This is a genomic window from Sulfurihydrogenibium sp. (assembly GCF_027448985.1).
Taxonomy (GTDB): domain Bacteria; phylum Aquificota; class Aquificia; order Aquificales; family Hydrogenothermaceae; genus Sulfurihydrogenibium.
Genome location: NZ_DAIDMN010000124.1, coordinates 1 through 2,591 on the forward strand (window position 1 = coordinate 1; position 2,591 = coordinate 2,591).

Sequence of the window (2,591 nt, forward strand, 5' to 3'; positions counted from 1 at the left end):
AAAATCTTTTGATGAAGTTTTTAAAACACTTTCAGACAAGATATACTACGATTTTAAAAATCCGGGGTTTTATGTAGTATTTTGAGTCTGTATCTCTTTTATCTCCTGCTAATATGTGGGCTTCCTCTACAACTACCAACAGTGGGTAATCAAGTTTTGAGTCTTTTCCTCTTACGGATTTTTTTCTCTCATCTAAAGCGTGTTTTAGTATGTTTGATACTATCGCGTCTGCTACCTCTTCGTCAACTTCTGATAAATCAAAAACGTTTATTTTCCCGGGTTCTATGTTTTCTATCAGGTCTTTCGCTCCCACCTTTATTATATGGCTAAGTTCGTCTAACGTGTCGTCTATCTTATTTATAACTTCGTACAAAGAATCTTCTCTTATTTTTCCTTTTATCGGTACATTATCATTTTCATCGTCAAGCCAGCTTTCAAGCTCATTTTTCAATCTAAAGAAGAATTCGTCTGTTCCTACCCATCTTTTCCATTCTAAACCTTTCTCTTCTTTTATTCCTTTTAGTACATTATCAAGTGCAACTTTAAAGTATCTAAATTGGACTGTTGCGTTATGTTGTATTCCAATCAATTTTGCAAAATCTCTTATGTCTAAGGTGGTTGGGTCAACTACTGGCTTTATAACGTTTACAACATTTTTTCCGTCTCTTTTAAATTCGGCTTTTACGTACTCTCCATGAAAGTCAAACACTACTACTGTTCCTTTTAGGTTTACAATGTTTTCGAGAATAACCGAAACTGTGTTTGATTTTCCGGCTCCTGTAATGGCGAGTATTGCTAAGTGTCTTAGGACAATTTGGTTTACATCAACATAAACAGGTATTTCTTCTTCTTCGGCTAAAAGTCTTCCTATTCTTACGTGGTTTTTACTTTTAGCTCCAAAGAGTTTTTTTAATGTTTCCGGATTTGGTTTTAAAACTTCCGCTGCCGGAAGAGGTGGAACTCTTTGCATCTGTAAAAACACTTCGTTGTCTGTTTCTATTATCTCTCCTAAAATCTGAATTTCTCCCACTACTTTTGTATCTTTTATACTCTCTTGAAAAATTCTATCTATATGTGTTAAGTTGGGAAGTTCTTGTGGAATATATGTATTTTTTCTTTGAACGTTTATTACCATGCCAAGTAGAATATTATCTTTGCCATTTTCTGTATACTTTAAATTTACAAACTGACCTAACCTTACAGGATACTGAGATTGAAATGTAACTCTGTTTGGGCTTGTTGTTCCGGTACAATACCCTATTCTATTCATCTGTTTCCTCGGTTATAATTATTGCTTACCTAAAAAATTATAACATAGAGGTGAGATTGAAACACTCAAAGAAAATTTTAATTTTTATAAACTTAATAACTTTTTTAGTAACTGTTTCAACAGAAATTTATGAAACTTTACTTCCCTTTGTTTTGGTAAATTACTTTGCTGCATCCATGGTAGTTGTTGGATTGATTGATGGAATTGGGGAAGCTTTTTCAAACATTATTAAAATTTTAGGCGGATACCTTTCTGATGTTAAGGATAGGAAAAGAGTTCTTTTTTTAGCTATGTGGTCATTATTGTTTTCTAATCTTTACGTTGTCTTTTCAAAAAGATGGTCTGACATTATGGTTTCTGCCTTTGCAAAAAGTATAGGTGAAGGTTTGTTTGTTCCGGGAAAAGATAAAGTTTTATCCGGGTTTTACAGAAAAGATATAGGGAAGATTTTTAGTGCAAACAAAATTTTTGAAAATGCCGGCGAACTTACAGGTATATTTTTAGCATTTTTAATGTCTTTATTTATTTTAAAAGAGTTTGGATATAAATACATTTTTTTATTTTTAGGATTCATTGTATTCGTTGCTATCATCTTACTTAGTTTTGTTCTTTTGAAACCCGACGTAAAAAAGGAGAGAAAAAGAATATCGTGGAAAATTTTAGAACCTTCAATTCTTATATTCTTTTTCATGTTTTCATTTGTAAACCTTGGGTATTCCTTTTACATTTTGAAGGTTTACAACTTTTTCAAACATGAATCTTTTACATTGGCTTTATATCTGTTATTTGGCTTGATTTTATTGATTTCTACATATTTTGCCGGAAAAATCTATGATAAGGTTATTTTAAAATCTTATCTTTATTTAACAGTTTTCTTTTTTATAGTTGCTAATTTGTTATTGATTGTTTTTCCGCCAGTTGGTTTGATATTTCTTGCAGTTGGAGAAGCTTTTTTAGAAATTGGTATATAGGCTACCATTGGAAAAAAGGTAAAATTCAGGAAAGGTTTTGTTTTTGGAGTGTATCACTTTGTAATAGGTATCGGAAGTTTTATATCTTCTTTTATAAGCGGGTACTTGTGGGATTACTTTTCAAGTGATATGCCTTTTATTTTAAGTACAATAGTAGCCTTATTTTCAATTCTTTATATCCGGATGAAACTTTCTTATTGATTTACTTTTTTTTCAAGTAAATCGCTTACAATCATGTAAAAAACCGGCAACGCTCCAATTAAACCAAACAATCCGGCTATAAAAAAAGTGTCTTGAAAGGAAAAGTTAAGACTTTGTAAATATTCTACACCGTAAAACATGGCTTTTGC

At 31.5% G+C, this 2,591-nt stretch carries 2 protein-coding genes; one reads left to right on the top strand and one right to left on the bottom strand.

All coding sequences use genetic code 11. The features are described from left to right. Positions 1-31: 31 nt before the first annotated feature. Positions 32-1,270 (bottom strand): DUF87 domain-containing protein, encoded by a 1,239-nt coding sequence (locus tag NE054_RS07770; RefSeq protein WP_297890363.1) that lies wholly within the window; start codon positions 1,268-1,270, stop codon positions 32-34. A 56-nt stretch (positions 1,271-1,326) separates the two neighbouring features. Between NE054_RS07770 and NE054_RS07775 the strand changes: the two genes are divergently transcribed. After that, entirely contained in the window at positions 1,327-2,241 is a 915-nt protein-coding gene (locus NE054_RS07775) for an MFS transporter (RefSeq protein ID WP_297890365.1), read from the top strand. Positions 2,242-2,591 lie beyond the last annotated feature (350 nt).